This window comes from Amycolatopsis thermophila (assembly GCF_030814215.1).
GTDB classification, from domain to species: domain Bacteria; phylum Actinomycetota; class Actinomycetes; order Mycobacteriales; family Pseudonocardiaceae; genus Amycolatopsis_E; species Amycolatopsis_E thermophila.
In genome coordinates this window covers 6,396,641-6,414,130 of the sequence record NZ_JAUSUT010000001.1, presented here as the reverse complement: position 1 = coordinate 6,414,130, position 17,490 = coordinate 6,396,641, and the positions used below count along the sequence as shown (strand labels likewise).

Sequence of the window (17,490 nt, the reverse complement as noted above, 5' to 3'; positions counted from 1 at the left end):
CGCACGCCGAAAGGTCGCGGGGCTACCGTGGGCGTGTGGAGACGATCGCCCTCGCCGAGGTGGCCGCGGTGCTCGCCGACCCGAGCCGGGCGGCGATGTGCCTGGCCCTGCTCGACGGCCGCGCCTGGACCGTGGGCGAGCTGGCGCGCTCGGCGGGGATCGCGCCGTCGACCGCGAGCGAGCACGTGACCCGGCTGAAGGAGGCGGGGTTCGTCGCCGGGGTGAAGCAGGGGCGGCACCGGTACGTGCGGATCGCCGATCCCCGGGTGGCGGAGCTGATCGAGCACCTGGCCCAGCACGCGGAACACCGGGCGGCCACCGGTTTGCGGGATTCCCTGCGCGTGCGGCGGCTGGCGTTCGCGCGCACCTGCTACGACCACCTGGCCGGCGCGGTGGGCGTCGCGCTGCGGGAGGGGATGGTGCGGACCGGGCTGGTGGACGCCTCCGGGGGGCTCACGCTGACCGGCCGGGGGCGGGAGGTGCTGACGTCGCTGGGGGTCGAGGTCCCCGAGGGCGGGCGCCGCCCGCTGCTGCGGGGCTGTCTGGACTGGACCGAGCGACGGGACCACCTGGGCGGCGCGCTCCCCGCGGCGCTGTTCGCGCGGGGCGTGGCGGCCGGCTGGTTCGACCGGCGCGCCGACCGCGCGGTGCGGCTGCTGCCGGCCGCGGAGGAACCCCTGGCGCGCCTGGGGGTCGAGCTCCCGGACCTCGGTTCGGGCGCCGCCTGACCGGGGCTGCACCTCCGCTCCGAGGTGCCGCCGCGTGGTGCCCCGCGCGGTGCCGGATCGCCCACGAGGCGTGCCCAGGCTGCCCGCCGCGCGCAATCGCGGTTGCGCCGGGCGCCCGGTCACCACGCAAGACCACGACCGTGCGACAGTCACCCCATGCGGTTCGCTGTGCGGGTCAAGCCGGGGGCCAAGCGGGACGCCGTCGGGGGTTCCTGGGACGGCCCGCTGGGGACGGCGCTCGTCGTCAGGGTGCGGGCGCCCGCCGTCGAGGGCAAGGCCAACGAGGCGGTGCGCGAGGTGCTCGCACCGGCACTCGGGGTGCGTGCCCGTGATCTCGTTGTCGTGCAAGGGGAACGCGGCCGCGACAAGTTGATCGAGCTCACAACCGACCCGCCCGGCGCGGCGGACCGCCTGGCCTCCTTATTCTGAGAGCCTGACAAACCGGGCAGGGGAGGTGCGGGTGGGCGAGCTGCCGGTCGTGCTGGGGATGGGCGCGGCCGTGCTGCTGGCCGCCGTGCTCGCGGTCCGGTTCTCCACCCGGCTCGGCCTGCCGTCGCTGCTGCTCTACCTCGCGATCGGCGTGCTGCTCGGCGAGGTGGGCTTCGGCGTCCGGGTCGCCGACCCGTTCCTGACCCAGGCGCTGGGGCTGGCCGCGCTCGTCATGATCCTCACCGAGGGCGGCCTGACCACCCGCTGGACGGCGGTGAAACCCGCGTTGCCCCAGGGGGTGGCACTGTCCACGGTGGCGGTGGGGCTGAGCATCGCGATCACCGGCCCGGCCCTGCACTGGCTCCTCGGTCTGGACTGGCGCACCGCCCTGCTGTGGGGCGCCGTGCTGGCCCCGACGGACTCCGCCGCCGTGTTCTCCGTGCTGCGCAGCGTGGGCCTGCCCAAACGGCTCGTCGGCGCCCTGGAGCTGGAGTCCGGCATCAACGACGCCCCGGCCTACATGGCGGTCGTCGTGCTCGCCGAGGGTACCCGCGTCGACTGGTCGCTGCCGCTGCTGGTGGTCTACGAACTGTCCGCCGGGCTCGTCCTCGGCCTCGCGCTCGGGTTCGCCGGCGCGTGGGCCCTGCGCCGCGCCGCGCTGCCGGCGACCGGCCTGTATCCACTTGCGACGGTCGCGGTCTGCGTGGTGGCCTACTCGTCCGGGCAGCTGCTGCACGCGTCCGGGCTGCTGGCCACCTACGTCGCCGCGGTCGTGCTCGGCAACTCCAGCCTGCCGCACCGCTCCGACACGCTGTCCTTCGCCGAGGGACTCGGGTGGCTCGCCCAGATCGGGTTGTTCGTGCTGCTGGGCCTGTTCGCCTCGCCCGAGCGGCTGCTGGAGGCGGTCGTGCCCGGCCTGATCGCCGGGGCGGTGGTGCTGCTGCTCGCCCGGCCGTTGTCGGTGCTGATCACGCAGCTGCCGTTCCGCGTCCGGGCGCGCGAGCAGGTCTTCCTGTCCTGGGCCGGGCTGCGCGGCGCGGTGCCGATCGTGCTCGCGATGATCCCGCTGTCCCGGCAGCTGCCCGGCGCGCAACGGCTCGTCGACGCGATGTTCGTCCTGGTGATCGTGCTCACCCTGGTGCAGGGGCCCACGCTGGGCCCGCTGGCGCGCCTCCTCCGGCTGCCCGCCGACACCGAGCCGAAGGAGATCGCGGTCGATGCCGCGCCGCTGGACGAGCTGCAGGCCGAGCTGCTGCAGGTGCGGATCCACCGCGATTCGCGGTTGCACGGCGTGTACCTGTCCGAGCTGCGGCTGCCGCACGGCGCTTCGCTGAGCCTGATCGTGCGCGACGGCCGCAGTTTCACCCCGGAGCGCACCGACCGTCTCCAGCGCGGCGACCAGATCCTGATCGTCACCACCGAATCGGCACGCGACGCCGCCGAGCGCCGCATCCGCGCGGTCGACCGGGCCGGCCCGCTCGCGCGCTGGAAGGGCGAGTCCGGGACGTGAGACGCGCTGGCGCGCGGCCGCGGTCATCGGCTACGGTGTGCCGGTAGGTCATGAGTGCCAGCGTCAAGCCCCGGCTCGCTGGCCGGCAACCCTCCTTCCGCGGTGGGGTGCCCCGGGTGAGGACCTGGCTCGTCGCGAGGTGCGGCGGGCAAGCGCGGACCCCCTGGCGGGTCCCTGGACCCGAGGAGCCTTCGATGACTCTCGCTCTCGATCGTGTCGCCGCCCCCACCCTGCCCGCCGTCACCGCGACGGCGACCGTCCCGCTGGTCACCGGTGGCGCGCTGGGCTACGCCAACCTCGACCACGCCGCCAGCGCCCCGTGCCTGGAGGACGTGCGGCGCGCGGTGGACGAGTTCCTGCCCTACTACGCCAGCGTGCACCGCGGCGCCGGGTTCGCCTCGCAGGTGTCCACAAAGGTCTACGAGCGCACTCGTGACGTGCTGCGCCGCTTCGCCGGCGCCCGCTTGTCGGACGCGGTGGTGTTCACCCGCAACACGACCGACGCGCTGAACCTCCTGGCCCGCAGCGTGCCGCGGCACACCTCGGTGGTGCTGTTCGACACCGAGCACCACGCCGCGCTGCTGCCCTGGCGCGGCCCGAACGTGCACCGGATTCCGTTGCCCGCCACGCGACTGGCTGCGGTGTCCGCTGTGGACAGTGCGCTGCGGGCCTGCCCGGAGGGGCCGCGGCTGGTGGTCGTCACGGGGGCGTCGAACGTGACCGGCGAGCTGCTGCCGGTGGCCGAGATCGCGGCCGCGGCCCGGCGCCACGGCGCGCGCATCGCGCTGGACGGCGCCCAGCTGGCCCCGCACCGGCCGATCTCGCTGCGCGAGCTGGACGTGGACTACGTGGCGCTGTCCGGGCACAAGCTGTACGCCCCGTTCGGGGCCGGCGCGCTCGTGGGCCGGGCGGACTGGCTGCGCGCGGCGGACCCGTACCTGGCCGGTGGCGGGGCGACGAAGGCGGTGCGCCGGGACGGCGACGGCATCGGCGTGGCGTGGCAGTCCGGCGCCGAACGGCACGAGGCCGGTTCGCCGAACACGGTCGGCGTGTACGCGCTGGGCGTGGCGTGCGAGCGGCTGGCCGCGTCGTGGGACGCGGTGGCCGAGCACGAGCGCGCGCTGCTGGAGCGGCTGCGCCGCGGTCTGGCGACCGTGCCGGGCCTGGCCGAGCTGCGCCTGTTCGACGGCGCCGCCGAGCGGGTCGGGACGGTGAGCTTCGTGCTCGACGGCTTCGACCCGGGCTGGGTCGCGGCGGTGCTGTCGGCCGAGTACGGGATCGGCGTGCGCGACGGGGCGTTCTGCGCGCACATCGCCGTGCGGCGGCTGGTGCGGCGCACGGGGCGGGAGGGGCAGCAGGCGCTGCGGGTGAGCCTCGGCCTGGGCACCACGACCGAGCACGTGGACCGGCTGGTGACCGCCCTGCGGCAGATCGTCGCGCGCGGCGCCCGGTGGACCTACGCGGTGGTCGACGGCCGGTGGGCGCCGGCGCCGGACCCGCGGCCGCTGCCGGGGTTCCTGGCCTGAGCGGGGACCGCGACCGGGCGGGCGGGCCTGACGTGGACAATGGCGGGGTGAGCAGTGACCCCCAGCCCTCCCCGGACACCGTGCCGGACGAGCAGCAGGTGAGCCCGCCCCCGAAGCGGCGCGCCCTGCTGCTGGCCGTGATCGCCGTCGTCGTGCTCGCGCTCGACGTCGTGACCAAGTCGGTCGTCGTGGCCACCCTGGCGGGGCACGAGCCGGTCCGGATCCTCGGTGGCCTCGTCTACCTGCAGCTGATCCGCAACCCCTTCGCGGCCTTCGGCATGGGGCCCACCGGCGGCACCTGGATCTTCGGCATCGTCGCGATCGGCGTCGTCGTCGCGCTGATCTGGTTCGCCGGGCGGCTGCGGTCGGTCGGCTGGGCGGTCGGGCTCGGGCTGATCCTCGCCGGCGCGGCGGGCAACCTGGCCGACCGGCTGTTCCGCGCCCCCGGCGTGCTGCGCGGGCACGTCGTCGACTTCGTGTCGCTGTTCGCGCCCAACGGCGACGTCTGGCCCGTCTTCAACGTGGCCGACTCGGCGATCTGCGTCGGCGGCGTGCTGATCGTGCTGCTGTCGCTGCTCGGCCGCGAGTACGACGGGACCGTGAAGGGCAGGGCGAAGCGGTGAGCGCCCGGATGCTGCCCGTCCCCGACGGGCTCGACGGCATGCGCGTGGACGCGGGCCTGGCGAAACTGCTCGGCCTGTCCCGCACGGTGATCGCCGAACTGGCCGAGTCCGGTGACGTCCTGCTGGACGGCCGGCCCGCCGGCAAGTCCGACCGCCTGTCGGCCAACTCGCTGCTCGAGGTGACCCTGCCCGAGCCGGACAACCCGGTCGAGGTGGTCGCCGAGCCGGTCGACGGGCTGCGCATCGTCCACGACGACGACGACATCGTGGTGGTGTCCAAGCCGGTCGGCGTCGCGGTGCACCCCAGTCCCGGCTGGACCGGTCCCACCGTGGTCGGCGGGCTCGCCGCGGCCGGGTTGCGGATCTCGACCTCCGGCGCCGCCGAGCGCCAGGGGGTCGTGCACCGGCTCGACGCCGGGACCACGGGCGTCATGGTGGTGGCCAAGAGCGAGCACGCCTACACGGTGCTCAAGCGCGCGTTCAAGGAACGCACGGTCGACAAGGGCTACCACGCCGTGGTGCAGGGCCACCCCGATCCGACGCGCGGCACCATCGACGCGCCCATCGACCGGCACCCCCGCCACGACTACAAGTTCGCCGTGGTCGCCGGCGGCCGCCCGTCGGTCACGCACTACGAGGTGATCGAGGCCTTCCGCGCCGCGTCGCTGGTCGACGTCAAGCTGGAGACGGGGCGCACCCACCAGATCCGCGTGCACTTCTCGGCGCTGCGCCACCCGTGCGCGGGGGACCTGACGTACGGGGCGGACCCGGTGCTGGCCCGCAAGCTCGGCCTGACGCGGCAGTGGCTGCACGCGCGCACGCTCGGGTTCGCGCACCCGGCCGACGGCCGGTGGGTCCAGTTCGAGGCGCCCTACCCGGACGACCTCGCGCACGCGCTGGACGTGCTGCGCGCGGAGAGCTGACGCCCGCGACGGCGCCGGCCCCAGCGGGGCGGAAGCGCGGTAGCGCCAGAGCGTGTCTAACACTGTCTTTGTCCAGGTGATCAGGACATGCAGGACGACTGCTGATCGGTAGACGATGGCCAACGTGTCGTAACGAGTAGCCGGGGGCCCGCCACGGTTCGGGCAGGGTGAACCGTCGTTCGACGACGCTGCGACCTCGGTGGTCCGCCGCGTCGAAGGCAGGCGGTCGCCCGCGTGCCGGAACCGCGGCGTTTGCGGTGCCTAGGCTGGTCAGCTGGCTCGGGGATCACTGTGGTGACGCCGCGGGCGCGCAGATGTCCCCGGTTCGTCGCCGACCATCCGGCGAGGCCGCATCCGACAGCAACTCGCACCGCCACACCACCAGCAGCATCCCAACAACCAGCCGAAACTGGTGTCAGACACGCGCTAGTCCTCCAGGGACCAGGTCAGCGAGCGCTCGTCCGGCTCGGGCCGGGGGCTCCAGCGCACCGACACCACGCGGGTCGACTCGGCCAGCACGTAGACCGTGTGCCCGCCGGCCGTCTCGCCGGGCTGGACGCCGATCTTGTGCGGCGGCCGTGAGGTGAGCGACACCGCCGCCTTGGCGATCGCGGTTCCGTCGGCCGTCAGCAGCTCCAGGTAGTTGTCCGGCAGCGACACGAACGGCACCGGGCCGGTGTTGGTGACCTCGGTGTGCACCACGACGGCCCGCTCGCCCGGCTCCAGCCGGTACCCGGCCGCGCCGAACAGGAAGTCCGCCGGGTCCTGGACCTCCAGCAGCTGCACGGTCAGCTGTTCGCCCTCCAGGCCCTGGCTCGCCAGGCGGTCGCCGATCCGGCCGGTCCGCGGGCCGGGCGGGGGAGCGGGGCGCTGGTCGCCGCGCGCCCACGACGCCGTCTGCGGCGGGCCCCACGTGCTGATCACCGGGTCCGGCGCGGGCGCCGGATGGGGGCCCGAGGGCACGCCGCCGGGACCGCCCGGCTGCTGGTGCGCGGGGGCGGGCACCGCGTACGGTCCCGACGGCGCGTTCTGCGCGGCGCCCGGTACCGCGTACGGCCCGGACGGCATGCCGTGGGCACCGTTCGGCACCGGGTACGGCCCGGACGGGACACCCTGCGGGGCACCCGGCGCCGGGTACGGCCCGGACGGCGGGTTCGGCGCCGGGTGGCCGGGCACGCCGGCCCCGCCGGGTGGCGCGAACCCGGCCGGCGGCGGAGGGCCCGCGGCCGGGCGCCCGGGGTGGCCGGCGGGCACCGCACCCGAGGGATGAGCCTGGTAGGGCGCGGGCGGGGAGCGGAACGCGAGCGCGGCGCGCAGGCCCTGCGGGTCGCTCTCCACGCCGACCAGCAGGGGCAGCCCGCTGCCGGACAGCGCCACCAGGCGGTAGGCGGCCTCGCGCGGATCCATCCCGATCCGGGCGGCGAGTTCGTGCACGGCCACCTTGCCCAGCTCGGCCAGTGCGGCGAGCAGGCGGACGTCGGCGGGATCGGTCACGGCCACAGCAGGAAACGCTACCGCCTGGCCCTCGTGGCCGGAGTGTTCACCCCGGCCGACGTTCTAGGCTGGCGGCAGCCGTGACCCGACGACACTGGGATGGATGCATGACCGAGGTCGTGAAGCTCGCCGACGAGTTCGTGGAAGCCCTGTTCGACGCCGAACCGTTGTGGCCGGCGGTGCTGGGCCTCGACTCGGACCGGGACGGGCTCGGGGACCTGAGCGAGGAGGCCGAGGCGGCCTACCGCGAGCGGCTCGAGGATTTCGTCCGGCGCGCCGGGGCGCTCGACCCGGCCACGGTGAGCGGCGAGGACCGGGTGACCCGCGACGTCCTGCTCGACCAGGCGCGCGGCTACCTCGACCGGCTGGACGCCCACCTCGTCGAGTACACCGTCAGCGACATCTTCGTCGCGCCCGCCGTGGGCCTGCTGACCATCCTGCCGATGGTCGGCGTCGCGGACGACGAGCAGGGCCGGCGGCACCTGCGGCGGCTCGCCGCGATCCCGCGGTACCTGGAGCAGGCCGCGGACCGGCACCGTGCCGGCGTCGCCGCGGGACGCGTGCCGGTCGAGCACCTGGTGCGGGCCGCGATCGCGCACCTGGACCGCTACCTCGCCGCCCCGGACGCCGATCCGCTGCTGCGCCAGCCCGCGCCCACCGAGGACTTCGGCCGGGAGCGCGAGCGGGTGCTGGCCGAGGTCGTGCGCCCGGCCTTCGCCGCCTACCGGGACGCGCTGGCCACCGACATCGCGCCGCACGGACGGCCGCCGGAGAAGCCGGGCGTGTGCTGGCTGCCGGACGGTGAGCGGATCTACGCCGCACTGGCCCGCGCGCACACCACCACCGACCGCACCCCGGACGAGCTGCACGAGACCGGGCTGCGGATCATCGCCGACCTCGCCGGCGAGTACACCGAGATCGGCAGCCGCGTGTTCGGCACCGCCGACCTGGCCGAGATCTTCCGGCGGCTGCGCACCGACCCGGACCTGCGCTGGCGCAGTGCCGAGGAGCTGCTGGACACCGCCCGGGCGGCCATCGGCCGCGCCGAGGAGGCCGCGCCGGCGTGGTTCGGCCGGATCCCGCCGCACCCGTGGCGGGTCGAACCGGTGCCGCCGGCCGAAGCGCCGGGCGGGCCCGCCGCGTTCTACCTGCAGCCGTCCGTCGACGGTTCGCGCCCGGGCATCTACTTCGCCAACACCCACGAGGTGACCGAGCGGTTCCGGCACGCCGCCGAGGTGATGGCCTTCCACGAGGCCATTCCCGGGCACCACTTCCAGCTCTCGACGGCACTGACGCTGACCGATCTGCCGCTGCTGCGCCGGATCGGGGACTTCAACGCCTACGCCGAGGGGTGGGGCCTCTACAGCGAGCGGCTCGCGCACGAGATGGGCCTGTACTCCGACGACGTGGCGCTGCTGGGCATGCTCACGATGGACTCGATGCGCGCCGGGCGGCTCGTCGTGGACACCGGCCTGCACGCGAAGGGCTGGAGCCGCCGTCAGGCCGTGGACTACCTGCGGGAGAACACGCCGATGCCGCAGGTGGAGATCGAGTCCGAAGTGGACCGGTACATCGCCTACCCCGGACAGGCGCTGTCGTACATGGTGGGCCGGCTGGAGATCCAGCGGGTGCGGGCGCGGGCCGAGCGGGCGCTGGGGGAGCGGTTCGACATCCGCGCCTTCCACGACCTGGTCCTCGGCGGCGGCGCGCTCCCGATGTCGGTGCTGGAAGCGGTGGTCGACGAGTGGATCGCGCGGGCATGAGCCGGGTGGACGCGCTCGCCGGCGAGCTGACGGACCGGCTGTTCGAGGCCGACCCGCTGCGGCCGTCGGTGCTGGGCCTGCCCGGCGACCACGACCGGCTGCCCCGCCTCGGCGCCGCGGCGGAGGCGGGCCACCGGGCGGCCTACCTCGACATCGCCGCCCGCGCCGAGGCCGTCGACGTCACCGGGCTCGACGAGTCGCTGACCCGCGACGTGGTGATCCAGCAGGCCCGCGCGGCGGTCGACCTCCTCGACGCGAAGCTGCCCGAGTTCGCCGTCAGCGACGCCTTCACCGCCCCGATGCAGCTGCTGCTGATCACGCTGCCGATGGTCCCGCTGACCGACCAGGCGCGGGTGTCGGGTTTCCTCGCCCGGCTGGCCGCGATCCCGTCCTTCGTGGACGAGGTGATCGAGCGCCAGAGCGGTAGCCTCGTCCCGCCCGGGTTCCTCGTGGACGCGGCGATCGGGTACTTCGACCGGCTGCTCGCCACGCCGGGAGTGGCACCGCTGAGCCTCGACGTCGGATCGCGGGCCGCGGAGCGGGACACCCTGCTGGAGAACACCGTGCGGCCCGCGCTGGCCCGGTACCGCGAATTCCTGGTCGCGGAGCTGAAGCCGCGTGCCCGCCCGGCCGAGGAGGCCGGCCTGTGCTGGCAGCCCGGCGGCCTGCAGCGCTACGCCGGGCTGATCCGCGCGCACACCACCACCGAACGCTCCGCGCAGGAGCTGCACGACATCGGGCTGGCCCTGATCGCCGACCTGGCCGGGGAGTTCCGCGCGCTCGGCCGCCGCGTCTTCGGCACGGGCGAGCTGGGCGAGGTCTTCACCCGCCTGCGCACCGATCCCGCGTTGCGCTGGGACAGCGGCGAGGAGCTGCTGGCGGCGGCCCGGACCGCCATCGCGCGGGCGGAAGCCGAGGCGCCGCGGTGGTTCCGCACCGTCCCACCGCAACGGTGCGAGGTCCGTGCGGTGCCGGAGACCGACGCCGACGCGGGCACCATCGCCTACTACATCGAACCGGCGCTCGACGGTTCCCGGCCCGGCACCTACTACGCGAACACCACGCACGCCGGTGAGCGCTTCCGGCACGTCAGCGAGGCGGTCGCCTACCACGAAGCCGTGCCGGGGCACCACTTCCAGCTGTCGCTCGCGCTCGGGCTCGACCTGCCGTTGCTGCGCCGGATCGCCGAGGTGAACGCCTACACCGAGGGCTGGGGCCTCTACGCCGAGCGGCTGGCCGACGAGATGGGCCTGTACACCGGCGACGTGGCGCGCTTCGGGCTGCTGACCCAGGACGCGATGCGCGCGGCCCGTCTGGTGGTCGACACCGGGATGCACGCGCTCGGCTGGAGCCGGCAGCGGGCGGTGGACTACCTGCGCGAGAACACCCCGATGGCGCCGGTGGAGATCGAGGAGGAGATCGACCGCTACGCCGGATGCCCGGGCCAGGCGCTGTCCTACATGGCGGGACGGCTGGAGATCGAGCGGATCCGGGCGGGCGCCGAGCGGGCGCTGGGGGAGCGGTTCGACCTGCGGGACTTCCACGACGTCGTGCTGCGGCACGGGATCCTGCCGCTGCCCGTCCTCGACCGGGTGGTTTCGGAGTGGATTACCAGCCGGTAGTGTGGCAGCGCAGGTAAGCGCACGCTTAGAACAGAAGGTGGGATCGATGCGGATCGGCACCCAGATCTCGTACTCCGGCGGGTTCGCCGAGAGCGTCCGGGACGTCGTCGAGCTGGAGAAGGCCGGGCTCGACGTCGTCACCATCCCCGAGGCCTACTCGTTCGACGCGGTCAGCCAGCTCGGGTACGTCGCCGCGAAGACCGAGCGGGTCCAGCTCGCGTCGGGCATCCTCCAGATCTACACGCGGACCCCGACGCTGACCGCGATGACCGCGGCCGGCCTCGACTTCGTCTCCGGCGGCCGCTTCATCCTCGGTATCGGCGCCTCCGGGCCGCAGGTCGTCGAGGGCTTCCACGGCGTGCGCTACGACGCGCCGCTCGGCCGCACCCGTGAGATCGTCGAGATCTGCCGTCAGGTGTGGCGCCGCGAGCGGGTCGTCCACGAGGGCAAGCACTACCAGATCCCGCTGCCGGCGGACCAGGGAACCGGCCTCGGCAAGCCGCTCAAGCTCATCAACCACCCGGTGCGCGAACGGATCCCGGTGCAGATCGCCGCGATCGGCCCGAAGAACGTCGCCCTCACCGCGGAGATCGCGGAGGGCTGGCAGCCGATCTTCTTCCACCCCGAGCGCGCGGCCGACGTGTGGGGCGACGCGCTGGCCGAGGGCAAGGCCAAGCGGGACCCGTCCCTGGGCGAGCTCGACATCGCCGTCGGCGTGCCGGTCGCGATCGGCGAGGACGTCGGCCACATGCTCGACTGGGTCCGCCCGGTGGTCGCCCTGTACGTCGGCGGCATGGGCGCACGCGGCAAGAACTTCTACAACGAGCTCGCCTGCCGGTACGGCTACGAGGCCGAGGCCAAGCTGATCCAGGACCTCTACCTCGACGGCAAGAAGGAGGAGGCCGCCGCGGCGGTGCCCGCCGACCTGCTGCGTGCGATCTCCCTCGTCGGCCCGAAGGGGTACGTCAAGGAGCGGCTGGCGGCCCTGCGCGAGGCCGGGGTGACCACCCTGCAGGTCACCCTCCTCGAACCGGCCCCGGAACGCCGCGCCGGCGTGGTCGGCGAGCTGCGCGAACTGCTCAGCTGACCCGGTCCAGGGCCAGGAAGTCCGTCACACCGATCACCGACAGGATCTGTCGGACCCCCGGCGGCATGCCGGAGCGGCGTTCGTCGTGCACGAGCCGGGGCCGGGTCGCCTTGACGACCCGGCCCCGGGTCTCGATCTCGCAGCCGTCCGCGGCGAGCACGTTGCGCACCCAGTCGGCGTCCGGGCCGTAGGTCAGCGCGACGACGAACCCGCCGGGCGTGCGGAAGACGTTCACCGGAGTCCGGTACGTCTTCCCGGACTTCCGTCCCCGGTGGACGATCGTGCCGAACCCGGGGAGCCGCTTGCTGAACGGTCCGGTCACCCGGTTGGTCGCGACGCGGTTGAACCTGGCCACCTTCTTCGACAGCACCATGCCTCCAGGATGCCCGTGCCGGGGACAGAAATCAACACGTGATGAATTGACGTTTGGCGGGGTCGCGGGTGTGGAACGCTCGGGCATGCCCGAGTTGCCGGACGTCGAGGGGTTCCGCCGGGTCCTGGCCGCGCACGCGGTGGGGAAGCGAATCGAGGACGTGGTGGTCCTCGACGACGGTGTGCTGCGCGGGGTGGGTGCCCGCCGGCTCCGCGAGGAGCTGCGGAACCAGCGGTTCGCCGAGCCGCGGCGGCTGGGCAAGTGGCTGATCGCGCCGGTGGACGGCGGGCCGGTGGTGGTGCTGCACTTCGGCATGACCGGGTCGTTCGACTGGGCCCCGGGTGCGGACGAGCGGCGCAAGCACGACCGGGTGATCTTCGTGTTCGGCGACGGTGAGCTGCGGTACCGCGACATGCGCAAGCTGCAGGGGCTCCGGCTGGTGGACGGGGACGCCGAACTCGAGCGGCTCCTCGCCGACACCGGCCCGGACGCGCTGGCGGTCTCCCGGGACCGGTTCCGCGAGCTGCTCGACGGGCGGCGGCAGCTCAAGGCGTTGCTCACCGACCAGTCGGTGCTCGCCGGGCTGGGGAACCTGCTGGTGGACGAGATCCTGTGGCGCGCCAAGCTGAACCCGCACGTGCCCGCGGCTTCGCTGGACGCGGAGGTCGTGGACGCGTTGCACCGCGAGATGCGGAAGGTGCTGCGGTCCGCGGTGAAGGCCGAGCGGGTGCCGCCGCGCACGAGCTGGCTGACCGGCCGCCGGGACGAGCCGTCCGGGTCGTGCCCGCGGTGCGGGACGACGCTCGAGCACGGCCGGGTCGGCGGGCGCGGCACCGTGTGGTGCCCGCGGTGCCAGCCCGGTTGACGTTTCGCGGAATCGGGGTAAGCCGGTGCCATGACCGACAAGGACGAGAAGAAGAACCCCGAGCCGCCGCTGTCGCCGGATTTCCCCGAGGTGCGGCACCCGGATCTGGACATCGGGCCGACCGAGGACGTCGAAACGCCGCCCAACTCGGAGGAAGTCAAGCCCGACGAGGGCCTGCCCGAGCCACCCGACTGACACCCCGGCACACCGAGGCCGCGGCGGTCGCGGCGGGGGTGGTGCTGGCGTCGGCGGTCGCCACGCCGGCCCCCCGGGGCTGCGGCGGCCGCATTACGGGAGGTGTGCCGGTCGCCGCATTACGGGAGGTGTGCCGGTCGCCGGGGAATGGGTGGCCGTGGCCGTCTCGGGTGATGCCCTGGCCGGCGGGCCTGCGGTGGTGGTGGGACCGTGTCGGGTGCGCGGCGGGTGGGTGTGGCGGTCCGCCTCGCACAGCCGGTGCGTGCGCGCCGCTCTGGCCGGCGGGCCTGCGGTGGGGGTGGTGACCGCGCCGTGTGCGGCGGGTGGGTGTTGCGGTCCGCCTCGCACAGCCGGTGCGTGAGCGCCGCCGCGGCCGGCGGGACGGTAACCCGGCCGCGCCGAACGCGGGTGCGGCCCCAGTGCGAGCCCGGCTCCGGCGGCTGCCCGCGTAGCACCGGTGCGGCCGGTAGGAATCCACTGTGGATTGATCCGGGATGTCACGCTGTACCTCATGTCTTCGACTCTGCTCCGCGCACCCCGCCGCGGGCAAGGAAATCGCCCGAGATGCCCAGCCGTGCGCCCGCGAGATGGGCCTGTCGTGAACCTCGCGCGTCACCAGCCGGCGAGGTCGAGGATCTGGAACGCCAGCCGCGCCTGCAGGAGACAGTCCAATCCGGACGGATCACGCTGGATCAGCCTGCGGATCTTGCCCAGTCGGTACCGGATGGTGTTCTCGTGCACGCCCAGGTCGGCGGCCGTGGCCTGCACCCGCCCCTGCGCGGCGACGAACGCCCGCCAGGTGTCCAGGAGCGCGTCGCTGTCACCGTCCTGCAGCGGGCGGATGAACTCGTGCGCGAAGTGGACCGCCTCCTTGACCCGGCCGGTCGCGGCGATCACCCGGAACACCCCCAGCTCGTCGGCGGTCAGCACACCGCCCGGCCACCCGAACGACCGGGCGAGCTCGTCGATCTCGCGCAGTTGCCGGTGCGCCATGGGGAAATCCTCGGCGCTGCGGCAGACGGCCGAGATCGTCGCGGTGCTCACGCGCAGCCGTGGCGCCACCGCGGCCCGCACCTGGCCGACCGCGTCCCGCAGGTCCTCCGGAACCGCCCCGTCGGGCAGTCGCACCAGTGCGATCACCGCCCCGGGCAGGCTCACCGCCGCCGGGTCGGGAACGTCCAGCGCCCGCGCGAGCTGCTCCACCACGAGTTTGCGTCCCACCGACACGCTCACGCTCTGGTTCGCGCTGTCCAGCGAGAACCGCACCAGCACGTGCGGCTGTGACAGGTCCACCCCGAACTGCGGCCCGCGGCGCACCAGCTGCTCGGCGTCCCGGGTGCGGTGCAGCAGGTCCGAGAGGTAGTCCTCGCGGGCCTGGCCCTCGGCCTCGGCCTGCCGCCGTTCGGACAGGATCTGCAACGACAACACGGTCGCGCCGTGTTCGGCGAGTTTGCTGTCCCGGTGTTCCAGGCCGCGCCCGACCTCGACGATGCCGAGGTACCCGCTGACCTGCCCTTCGATGATCAGCCGGCACATCAGGTGCCGCCGGCCCAGTCCGACGGCGAGCGTCTGCGGCACCACCGCCGACGGGCGGCTGGCGCTCAGCGTCGCCAGCGTCTGCCGCACCGAGGGCATCTCGCGGATCCGCGGCGGCAGGACCGGCGGTTGCGTCATCTTCAGCGCGGGCGGCGCCGACCACGCGAGCACGTTGAAGTCCTCGTTGTAGAGCACCACCGGTTTCGCCGACAGCTCCGACAAGAGGCTCACCACGGCCTGGATGCTGGCGCCGTCGAGCACGGCGTTGGTCAGCTTCTGGTGCACGTCGGCGAGGTAGGCCAGCGTGTTCTTCTGCCGCACGACCTCCGCGGCCTTCCGCTTGAGGTGGGCGTTGAGCATCGCTTGGCGCAGGAACAGCGCGCCCAGCCGGGCGAACAACTCGGCCAGCGCCACGTCCTCGCCGGTGTAGACGTGGTCCTGATCCACGTTGTCCACGAAGATCAGGCCGATCACCTCGTCGTCGAACACCAGCGGCACGCCCAGCATCGCCCGCACCCGCCAGTGCTCCATCGTGCGGTGGTGCGGCCGCGGGTCGCTGGTCACGTCGCTGATCAGCACCGGCGCGGCCGTCTCGATCACCTCGCGGCTGAAGTGGTCACCCGGGATACCGGCCTCCTGCGTCTGCACCGCGGCGGAGATGTCACCGTCGCGTTCGCAGTACCCCGCGGCACCCCGGAACCGCCCGTCGTCGCAGCGCAGGTAGACCGAGCACCGCATGACACCGAGCAGGTGGCACAGCTTGCGGCCGAGGAGGCCGAGCAGGCCCTCCAGCCGGGTCGCGGTGATCGCCTCCGTGGTGACCTCGCTGAACGCCGCGATGACGTCGCGTTCCCGGTGGCCGGTCTCGTTCGCACCATCGCAGGACCAGGCCGGGCCCGTCGCCGGCCGCGCCGGCGGCAGGGCACTCACGATGGATTCGCGCATCGAAACCGCCTTCGTCGTCGAACGCCGGTCACCTGCAGCCGCCTCTACGTTGCCTTACGGTGGCCCGTCGGGTCCATACCCCCGACCGGGTGTGGTCGCGGCTCGTCGAACCGGTGTCCCATCCGGTCCCGCTTGGTGCGCAGGTAGCGCACGTTGTGCGGGGACGCGGCCACCGGCAGGGCGACCCGGCCCGCGATCTGGAGGCCGTGACCGTCCAGGCCGCGGTACTTGGCCGGGTTGTTGGTGATCAGCCGGAGCCGGCGAACGCCCAGGTCGGCGAGGATCTGCGCGCCCACACCGTAGGTGCGGGAGTCCACCGGAAGCCCCTGGACGAGGTTCGCGTCCACGGTGTCCAGTCCCTTTTCCTGCAGTGCGTAGGCGCGGATCTTGTGCGCGAGGCCGATCCCGCGGCCCTCGTGCCCGCGCAGGTAGACGACCGTGCCGCAGCCCTCGTCGGCGATCGCCCGCAGAGCCTGTTCCAGCTGAGCTCCGCAGTCGCAGCGCAACGAGCCGAGGATGTCGCCGGTCAGGCACTCGCTGTGCACCCGGACCAGCACCCCGGCCTCGGTGTGCCCGGCGGCGGCGACGTCACCCAGCACCAGCGCGAGGTGCTCGGTGCCATCCAGCGTCGACCGGTAGGCCACCGCCCGGAAGTCCCCGAAGACGGTCGGCATGGACGCGCTCGCCACCGGTGTCACCAGCTGCTCGGTCGCGCGCCGGTACCGGACGAGGTCGGCGACGTGCAGGACCGGCAGGTCGTGGGCCTCGGCGAACGCGCGCACGCCGTCACCGCGCAGCATCGAGCCGTCCCCGGCCACCAGCTCGCTGATCACGGCGACCTCGCCGGCACCGGCCATCGACGTGAGGTCGACGGCCGCCTCGGTGTGCCCGGCCCGCACCAGCACACCACCGTCCCGGGCGCGCAGCGGGAAGACGTGCCCCGGGCGCCGCAGGTCAGCGGGTCGCAGCGCGTTGTCGGCCAGGGCGCGGACCGTCGCCGCCCGGTCCGCCGCCGACACCCCCGTGCCCGTCGAGACGTGGTCCACGCTGACGGTGAACGCGGTGCCGTGACGGTCGGTGTTGTCCGCGACCATCAGGGGCAGGCGCAGGGCGTCGGCCCGCTCACCGGGCATCGGGGTGCACACGATGCCGGTGCAGTGGCGCACCATGAAGGCCATCTGCTCGGCGGTGACCGAGGCGGCCGCGGCCACCAGGTCCGCCTCGCCCTCCCGGCCCGGGTCGTCGACCACCACGACCATCCCGCCCCGGGCGAGCGCGGCGACGGCGTGCTGCACGGCCTCCCCGGGGGAGGAGGGGGTCATGCCGCCTCACCCCCCACGGCCGTGTGCGTGCCGAACGACCGCGCGTGGTAGGTCAGCGGCGGCACCTCGCCGCGCCCGGCGCCCAGCACGCGCCCGAGCACGATCATGTGGTCACCGCCCGCCACCAGGCTGTCGACCGCGCAGGCCAGGAAGCCCGCCGTGTCCGGCAGCCGGGGCACGCCGTGCTCCGGCCGCCACGGCACGCCGTCGAACTTGTCCCGGCCCTTGCCGGCGAAGCGCACGGCCAGCCCGGCCTGCCCGCTGCCGAGAACGTTGAGGCCGAACCGCCCGGTGTCGCGCACCAGCGCCAGCAGGTCCGACGCGCGGTCCAGCGCGACGAGCACCATCGGCGGTCGCAGCGACAGCGACGAGAACGCGCTCACCGTCGTGCCGTGCGGTCGTTGTCCGTCCAGTGTCGTCACCACCGAGACCGGTGTGCACACGCGGGCCATCACTTCCCGGAAGTCCTCTGCCAGTGACGGCGAGATCGTCGTGTCCATTCCAGCTCCCGCCTGGTCGGGCGCGGTCCGGAGCCCTCGCCCGGGCCCC

General features: G+C 73.9%; 16 protein-coding genes and 1 riboswitch. Of the genes, 11 read left to right on the top strand and 5 right to left on the bottom strand.

The annotated features are described in order from the left end of the window. Positions 1 to 35: 35 nt before the first annotated feature. The 6 genes from FB470_RS31445 to FB470_RS31420 all read left to right on the top strand — a co-directional run bounded on the left by FB470_RS31445 (position 36) and on the right by FB470_RS31420 (position 5,739). Positions 36 to 728, top strand: coding sequence for an ArsR/SmtB family transcription factor (locus tag FB470_RS31445; protein WP_306997400.1), 693 nt, complete (start codon positions 36 to 38; stop codon positions 726 to 728). Positions 729 to 884: 156 nt separating this feature from the next. After that, the gene (locus tag FB470_RS31440; protein WP_306997398.1) at positions 885 to 1,157 is read left to right on the top strand and encodes a DUF167 domain-containing protein; all 273 of its coding nucleotides are present in this window, start codon (positions 885 to 887) and stop codon (positions 1,155 to 1,157) included. 31 nt (positions 1,158 to 1,188) lie between these two features. Further along, a complete protein-coding gene (locus tag FB470_RS31435; protein ID WP_306997394.1) occupies positions 1,189 to 2,667 on the top strand; it encodes a potassium/proton antiporter in 1,479 nt (492 codons plus the stop codon). A gap of 46 nt (positions 2,668 to 2,713) precedes the next feature. After that, positions 2,714 to 2,828: riboswitch (SAM riboswitch) on the top strand. A 33-nt stretch (positions 2,829 to 2,861) separates the two neighbouring features. Beyond that, entirely contained in the window at positions 2,862 to 4,193 is a 1,332-nt protein-coding gene (locus tag FB470_RS31430) for an aminotransferase class V-fold PLP-dependent enzyme (RefSeq protein WP_306997392.1), read from the top strand. Between the two features lie 47 nt (positions 4,194 to 4,240). Further along, positions 4,241 to 4,816, top strand: a complete 576-nt coding sequence (gene lspA, locus FB470_RS31425) for a signal peptidase II (protein ID WP_306997390.1) — start codon at positions 4,241 to 4,243, stop codon at positions 4,814 to 4,816. Continuing rightward, positions 4,813 to 5,739 carry an RluA family pseudouridine synthase gene (locus tag FB470_RS31420; protein ID WP_306997388.1) on the top strand — a complete coding sequence of 309 codons (927 nt, stop codon included), beginning with the start codon at positions 4,813 to 4,815 and terminating at the stop codon, positions 5,737 to 5,739. The genes lspA and FB470_RS31420 overlap by 4 nt, the downstream gene beginning before the upstream one ends. Positions 5,740 to 6,165: 426 nt before the next feature. On the opposite strand, the gene FB470_RS31415 is transcribed toward FB470_RS31420, so the two are convergent. Beyond that, the gene (locus FB470_RS31415; RefSeq protein ID WP_306997386.1) at positions 6,166 to 7,239 is read right to left on the bottom strand and encodes an AsnC family protein; all 1,074 of its coding nucleotides are present in this window, start codon (positions 7,237 to 7,239) and stop codon (positions 6,166 to 6,168) included. Positions 7,240 to 7,340: 101 nt separating this feature from the next. Here FB470_RS31415 and FB470_RS31410 point away from each other — a divergent pair, with 101 nt between their 5' ends. From FB470_RS31410 to FB470_RS31400, 3 genes are read left to right on the top strand one after another with little or no spacing between them, the layout of a single operon-like run. Beyond that, the gene (locus tag FB470_RS31410; protein ID WP_306997384.1) at positions 7,341 to 8,996 is read left to right on the top strand and encodes a DUF885 domain-containing protein; all 1,656 of its coding nucleotides are present in this window, start codon (positions 7,341 to 7,343) and stop codon (positions 8,994 to 8,996) included. Continuing rightward, entirely contained in the window at positions 8,993 to 10,618 is a 1,626-nt protein-coding gene (locus FB470_RS31405; protein ID WP_306997382.1) for a DUF885 domain-containing protein, read from the top strand. The genes FB470_RS31410 and FB470_RS31405 overlap by 4 nt, the downstream gene beginning before the upstream one ends. A 46-nt stretch (positions 10,619 to 10,664) precedes the next feature. Next, complete coding sequence (locus tag FB470_RS31400; RefSeq protein ID WP_306997380.1) at positions 10,665 to 11,705, top strand: LLM class F420-dependent oxidoreductase; 1,041 nt, start codon at positions 10,665 to 10,667, stop codon at positions 11,703 to 11,705. Here the strand turns inward: FB470_RS31400 and FB470_RS31395 are convergent. Then, on the bottom strand, positions 11,698 to 12,078 hold the full coding sequence (locus tag FB470_RS31395) for a nitroreductase family deazaflavin-dependent oxidoreductase (protein WP_306997379.1): 381 nt from the start codon (positions 12,076 to 12,078) through the stop codon (positions 11,698 to 11,700). The two genes, FB470_RS31400 and FB470_RS31395, sit on opposite strands and share 8 nt — an antisense overlap. Positions 12,079 to 12,163: 85 nt before the next feature. On the opposite strand from FB470_RS31395, the gene FB470_RS31390 reads away from it, so the two are divergent. After that, complete coding sequence (locus FB470_RS31390) at positions 12,164 to 12,943, top strand: Fpg/Nei family DNA glycosylase (protein WP_306997377.1); 780 nt, start codon at positions 12,164 to 12,166, stop codon at positions 12,941 to 12,943. Positions 12,944 to 12,973: 30 nt separating this feature from the next. Beyond that, on the top strand, positions 12,974 to 13,138 hold the full coding sequence (locus FB470_RS31385; RefSeq protein WP_306997375.1) for a hypothetical protein: 165 nt from the start codon (positions 12,974 to 12,976) through the stop codon (positions 13,136 to 13,138). Positions 13,139 to 13,750: 612 nt separating this feature from the next. On the opposite strand, the gene FB470_RS31380 is transcribed toward FB470_RS31385, so the two are convergent. The 3 genes from FB470_RS31380 to FB470_RS31370 are packed head-to-tail and all read right to left on the bottom strand — an operon-like array spanning position 13,751 to position 17,441. Beyond that, positions 13,751 to 15,619 (bottom strand): GAF domain-containing protein, encoded by a 1,869-nt coding sequence (locus FB470_RS31380; protein WP_306997373.1) that lies wholly within the window; start codon positions 15,617 to 15,619, stop codon positions 13,751 to 13,753. Positions 15,620 to 15,663: 44 nt separating this feature from the next. Beyond that, complete coding sequence (locus tag FB470_RS31375; protein ID WP_306997370.1) at positions 15,664 to 16,941, bottom strand: bifunctional 3,4-dihydroxy-2-butanone-4-phosphate synthase/GTP cyclohydrolase II; 1,278 nt, start codon at positions 16,939 to 16,941, stop codon at positions 15,664 to 15,666. Next, positions 16,938 to 17,441, bottom strand: a complete 504-nt coding sequence (locus FB470_RS31370; protein ID WP_306997369.1) for a flavin reductase family protein — start codon at positions 17,439 to 17,441, stop codon at positions 16,938 to 16,940. The genes FB470_RS31375 and FB470_RS31370 overlap by 4 nt, the downstream gene beginning before the upstream one ends. Between the last annotated feature and the right edge of the window lie 49 nt (positions 17,442 to 17,490).

Bases quoted from the DNA above. Each gene is read 5' to 3' on its own strand.
- FB470_RS31440 (WP_306997398.1), top strand. From the start codon at position 885: ATGCGGTTCGCTGTGCGGGTCAAGCCGGGGGCCAAGCGGGACGCCGTC.
- FB470_RS31430 (WP_306997392.1), top strand. From the start codon at position 2,862: ATGACTCTCGCTCTCGATCGTGTCGCCGCCCCCACCCTGCCCGCCGTC.
- FB470_RS31410 (WP_306997384.1), top strand. From the start codon at position 7,341: ATGACCGAGGTCGTGAAGCTCGCCGACGAGTTCGTGGAAGCCCTGTTC.
- FB470_RS31405 (WP_306997382.1), top strand. From the start codon at position 8,993: ATGAGCCGGGTGGACGCGCTCGCCGGCGAGCTGACGGACCGGCTGTTC.
- FB470_RS31400 (WP_306997380.1), top strand. From the start codon at position 10,665: ATGCGGATCGGCACCCAGATCTCGTACTCCGGCGGGTTCGCCGAGAGC.
- FB470_RS31395 (WP_306997379.1), bottom strand. From the start codon at position 12,078: ATGGTGCTGTCGAAGAAGGTGGCCAGGTTCAACCGCGTCGCGACCAAC.
- FB470_RS31390 (WP_306997377.1), top strand. From the start codon at position 12,164: ATGCCCGAGTTGCCGGACGTCGAGGGGTTCCGCCGGGTCCTGGCCGCG.
- FB470_RS31385 (WP_306997375.1), top strand. From the start codon at position 12,974: ATGACCGACAAGGACGAGAAGAAGAACCCCGAGCCGCCGCTGTCGCCG.
- FB470_RS31380 (WP_306997373.1), bottom strand. From the start codon at position 15,619: ATGCGCGAATCCATCGTGAGTGCCCTGCCGCCGGCGCGGCCGGCGACG.
- FB470_RS31375 (WP_306997370.1), bottom strand. From the start codon at position 16,941: ATGACCCCCTCCTCCCCCGGGGAGGCCGTGCAGCACGCCGTCGCCGCG.
- FB470_RS31370 (WP_306997369.1), bottom strand. From the start codon at position 17,441: ATGGACACGACGATCTCGCCGTCACTGGCAGAGGACTTCCGGGAAGTG.